The 4,396-nt window shown below is 51.5% G+C and carries 4 protein-coding genes and 4 tRNA genes; 1 reads left to right on the top strand and 7 read right to left on the bottom strand.

Annotation, left to right across the window (positions count from 1 at the left end; translation table 11 throughout):
* The 5 genes from F3I15_RS18070 to F3I15_RS18050 form a co-directional block, all read right to left on the bottom strand.
* Positions 1-155 (bottom strand): GTP-binding protein (locus tag F3I15_RS18070; protein WP_072208283.1); only part of this gene is annotated, 155 nt, incomplete at its 3' end.
* A 106-nt stretch (positions 156-261) separates the two neighbouring features.
* Positions 262-337: transfer RNA gene (locus F3I15_RS18065), tRNA-Thr, on the bottom strand.
* Positions 338-342: 5 nt separating this feature from the next.
* A tRNA-Gly gene (locus F3I15_RS18060) sits at positions 343-417 on the bottom strand.
* Between the two features lie 189 nt (positions 418-606).
* Positions 607-691, bottom strand: a tRNA-Tyr gene (locus F3I15_RS18055).
* A gap of 7 nt (positions 692-698) precedes the next feature.
* Positions 699-774: transfer RNA gene (locus F3I15_RS18050), tRNA-Thr, on the bottom strand.
* 448 nt (positions 775-1,222) lie between these two features.
* Here F3I15_RS18050 and coaA point away from each other — a divergent pair.
* Positions 1,223-2,173 carry a type I pantothenate kinase gene (coaA, locus tag F3I15_RS18045; protein ID WP_150018823.1) on the top strand — a complete coding sequence of 317 codons (951 nt, stop codon included), beginning with the start codon at positions 1,223-1,225 and terminating at the stop codon, positions 2,171-2,173.
* A gap of 44 nt (positions 2,174-2,217) precedes the next feature.
* On the opposite strand, the gene birA is transcribed toward coaA, so the two are convergent.
* Positions 2,218-3,183, bottom strand: coding sequence for a bifunctional biotin--[acetyl-CoA-carboxylase] ligase/biotin operon repressor BirA (gene birA, locus F3I15_RS18040; RefSeq protein ID WP_150018821.1), 966 nt, complete (start codon positions 3,181-3,183; stop codon positions 2,218-2,220).
* Positions 3,180-4,217 carry a UDP-N-acetylmuramate dehydrogenase gene (gene murB, locus F3I15_RS18035; RefSeq protein ID WP_150018819.1) on the bottom strand — a complete coding sequence of 346 codons (1,038 nt, stop codon included), beginning with the start codon at positions 4,215-4,217 and terminating at the stop codon, positions 3,180-3,182. The genes birA and murB overlap by 4 nt, the downstream gene beginning before the upstream one ends.
* Positions 4,218-4,396 lie beyond the last annotated feature (179 nt).

Here is a 4,396-nt window from a genome sequence, read left to right as displayed (position 1 = left end):
CTGTCGATCTGGTCGAATGCACGTGCCTGGCCGCCGTTGGTTTTAGCCAGAACGGTGGTGATTGCTGCAGTCAGGGTGGTTTTACCGTGGTCAACGTGACCGATGGTGCCCACGTTTACGTGCAGTTTGTTACGCTGAAATTGCTCTTTAGCCATCGCTTGTCCCTCTAAGACACGAATATATCAAAGATATCGTCACATTAACCAGGCAGTGCCCGATGTTAGTTTTACAGAGAGAGAATCAGGAGAGAGATAAAGGAAGTGGTGCTGATACCCAGAGTCGAACTGGGGACCTCACCCTTACCAAGGGTGCGCTCTACCAACTGAGCCATATCAGCACATCTGGAGCGGGCAGCGGGAATCGAACCCGCATCATCAGCTTGGAAGGCTGAGGTAATAGCCATTATACGATGCCCGCATCCTGGAACTCGGCTACCTGTTCTTTCTGTAGCTTTTGAATAATAAAAGAAGACCTTTTACTATTCGAGCCAGTCAGAGTTTCCGACTGACCCTGACCACACAGATGTGCAATCTGAATCCGGAGGTGAGAGAGTTGAACTCACCCATCAGGTAAACTCTTACCTGATGCCCAACCAGGAGGCTGAGATGGTGGTGGGAGAAGGATTCGAACCTTCGAAGTCTGTGACGGCAGATTTACAGTCTGCTCCCTTTGGCCGCTCGGGAATCCCACCTACTTGATGGTGCCGGCTACCGGAATCGAACTGGTGACCTACTGATTACAAGTCAGTTGCTCTACCAACTGAGCTAAGCCGGCATCAAGTGACGCGCATTCTAGGAAGACCGGCTCCGAGATGCAACAAGAAAATCATCATTTTTATTCTTTTGCTTACTATTTGTGCAAAAGCTCTCAACAGCAGCCATTACTGCCGCTTCTGTATGCAGATTTGGTACAAATGTTCACCGCCGCGTTCAGCAGCTATACTCTGTTTTCTCTTGAGCTAAGCCGCCCGGGGTTAAACTATTTACTGGTTTTTTTAGGAGCTGATAGAGAAACTGCTTTTTTCATTCTATCAGACAAAAAATTGTGGTGTGTTCTGCGAAAGCGCTAGCAGGATCATCATTTTGCTTCTGTTTAAAGTGACACTGGTGTTAACCTCCTGCCCACTGTTCCCGTTAATTTATCTTCTATGACGCGCAATCGCGTTCAGGACGCTTCATGATGAGGCAGGGATGAACCAGACTTTGCGGTCAGATATATGCTTATGAGTAGAAAAACAACGCCACTGACCACCCCTTATCTGCAGTTTGACAGGCAGCAGTGGGCTACGCTGCGTGACTCAGTGCCTATGACGCTGGATGAGCGCGAAGTTGAGCGCCTGCGCGGTATTAATGAAGATCTCTCCCTGGATGAGGTCGCTGAGATCTATCTTCCTCTGTCACGTCTGCTGAACTTCTACATTAGTTCTAATTTACGACGTCAGGCCGTACTGGAACAGTTTCTCGGTACTAACGGGCAAAAGATCCCTTATATCATCAGCATTGCCGGCAGCGTTGCCGTCGGAAAAAGCACGACGGCACGCGTGCTGCAGGCGCTGCTGAGCCGCTGGCCGGAACATCGCAAAGTAGAATTGATCACCACTGATGGTTTCCTGCATCCGAATGCCGTGCTGAAAGAGCGCGGTCTGATGAAAAAGAAAGGATTTCCACAGTCCTACGATATGCATCGTCTGGTAAAGTTTGTTTCCGATCTCAAGTCGGGCGCCAGCCAGGTTACGGCTCCGGTCTACTCGCATCTGATTTATGATGTCATCCCTGATGGCGATAAAGTGGTTGAGCAGCCTGATATCCTGATTCTGGAAGGGCTTAACGTGCTGCAGAGCGGTATGGACTACCCGCACGATCCGCATCACGTATTTGTTTCTGACTTTGTGGATTTCTCAATCTATGTGGATGCCCCGGAAACCTTACTGGAACACTGGTACATCAACCGTTTCCTGAAATTTCGTGAAGGTGCTTTCAGCGATCCTGACTCCTACTTTCATCACTATTCACAGCTGCCGAAAGAGGATGCCGTCAACATTGCACGCGGGCTGTGGCAGGAAATAAACGGACTTAACCTGAAAGAAAATATTCTGCCAACGCGTGAGCGCGCCAGCCTGATTATGACGAAAGAGGCTAACCACGCCGTTCAGAGCGTAAGGCTGAGGAAGTAACAGCAAAAAGCCCTGCGTGCAGGGCTTGTATCATAGTGCTGTGACTAGGCGTTATCTGGCCTGAGTGAGATCTCCCCGCCAACCCAGGATTTAATTACCCCCTCCTGTTCCAGCAGTAAGCCGCCCTGCTTATCTATCCCGCGCGCAATGCCGTAAACTTCGCGCTCACCAATCAGTAATTTAACCGGACGATTGATAAAATTATCCAGTTTTTCCCAGCGGTGAACAAAGGGAGCCAGACCGTCGCGCTCAAAGAGCGGTAACGCCGCACGCAGGCTGTTGATGATACTGGCAGCCAGCTGATTGCGATCGATAGTCACGCCCGCTTCCTGCAGGTTGATCCAGCCCTGATTGATTTCTGAAGTGCCTTCGCCCCGCATCCCCAGATTGATGCCCGCGCCCATAACAATCTGCGCCGCATCACCGGTTTTGCCGGTGAGTTCAACCAGGATACCAGCCAGTTTACGATCGTTAAGATAGAGATCGTTTGGCCACTTCACACGAACATTCTCAGCGCCAAGCGACTGAATCACTTCCGCCATGACAATCCCTATGACCAGGCTCAGCCCCATCGCAGCAGCAGGCCCTTGCTCCAGACGCCAGTACATCGACAGATAGAGGTTGGCTCCAAAAGGCGAAAACCACTTACGTCCGCGGCGTCCGCGTCCTGCCTGTTGATACTCTGCAACGCAGGCGAAACCCGACTCAAGCTGATTCATACGATCAAGCAGATACTGGTTGGTTGAGTCTATAACCGGAATAACGGCGATGCCCGGGGTCTTCAGATGAGCCTGGATAAGCGCTTTATCCAGCAGCTGCAGAGGCGCAGCCAGGCTGTAGCCTTTCCCTGTCACAGTAAAGACATCCAGACCCCAGCTTTTCAGAGTCTGTATGTGCTTATTAACTGCAGCGCGGCTCATGCCCAGCGCTTCACCCAAATGTTCACCTGAATGAAATTCACCGTCAGCCAGTAACGCGGCCAGCTTGAGAGGAACGCTCTGATCCTTCATGCAATAACCTCAACTGCATTACGCTCGCCATCTGCGCCGATAAAACGCACTTCAGGCTCCAGCCAGACATTGAACTTCTTGCCCACGTGCTGCCGCACCGTATGTGCCAGCGCGACAATCTCCTGTGGCGTAGCGCGATCCTGATTGATCAGAACCAGCGCCTGCTGGCGATGTACGGCGGCGCCACCTACGCTGAAGCCCTTAAGCTGACACTGGTCGATTAACCAGCCTGCCGCCAGTTTTACCTCGCCATCAGGCTGAGGATAGTGCGGTATCGCAGGCCACTGCGCGAGCAGCTCTGTCAGCTGCTCAGCTGAAACCAGCGGGTTTTTAAAGAAGCTGCCCACATTGCCGGTAACGCGCGGATCGGGCAGTTTGCTTTGACGCATCTGGCATACGGCATGGTAGACATCCCAGGCGGTAGTTGTCGCCGGGTTAAGTTTTGCCAGATCGCCATAACTCAGTACCGGTTTCCACGCTTTCATCAGGCGCAGCCCGATCGCGACGATGACGTAATCATCTTTGAGCGCGTGTTTAAATATGCTATCGCGATAGCCAAAGCCGCACTCTTCACGATAGAGCCTTTTAGTGGCTGATGTAGGCAGATGGAGTACATCGACATAGTGACAGACATCTTTGAACTCTATGCCATAGGCACCGATATTCTGGATCGGAGCGGAGCCTGACATACCAGGGATGAGCGCCAGATTTTCCAGACCAGGGATCCCTTTTTTCAGGGTATACTCCACTAACTCATGCCAGTTTTCACCGGCGCCAGCGTGCACATGCCAGGCTTCTTCATGCTCTTCAGGCTGAATACCTTTAATGGCATTGATAACGACGGTGCCGTTGAAATCCTCGAGGAACAGGACATTGCTTCCTTCACCGAGGATGATAAAGGGTTGATTGCGCTGCTGGCTGGATTGCCACGCTGTGGTGATGGCTTCTGCGCTATCCGCGATAACCAGTGTTTGCGCGTCGATCTCAAGACCGAGCGTGTTACATGCTTTGAGAGAGGTACCTGGGGTGAACATTTCACGGCCTTTACTGAGTGATCTGGCCGTAGTTTACCCGATTGATTAAACAGGAGTGGGGGTTTTGATGGTTTTAGCAGGGAATTTTTGCTTTTCTGCAGACGTAAAAAAGCCCTGAACGCGTGTTCAGGGCTCTCTTACTGGATGGATGCCTGGCAGTTCCCTACTCTCGCATGGGG

This window comes from Pantoea sp. M_9 (assembly GCF_008631385.1).
GTDB classification, from domain to species: Bacteria; Pseudomonadota; Gammaproteobacteria; order Enterobacterales; family Enterobacteriaceae; genus Pantoea; species Pantoea eucrina.
The sequence above is the reverse complement of the archived record's forward strand: the minus strand, read 5'-3'. Positions and strand labels throughout refer to the sequence as shown.

Excerpts from the sequence above, each read along its gene's own strand:
- coaA (WP_150018823.1), top strand. The coding sequence starts at position 1,223 with ATGAGTAGAAAAACAACGCCACTGACCACCCCTTATCTGCAGTTTGAC.
- murB (WP_150018819.1), bottom strand. The coding sequence starts at position 4,217 with ATGTTCACCCCAGGTACCTCTCTCAAAGCATGTAACACGCTCGGTCTT.
- birA (WP_150018821.1), bottom strand. The coding sequence starts at position 3,183 with ATGAAGGATCAGAGCGTTCCTCTCAAGCTGGCCGCGTTACTGGCTGAC.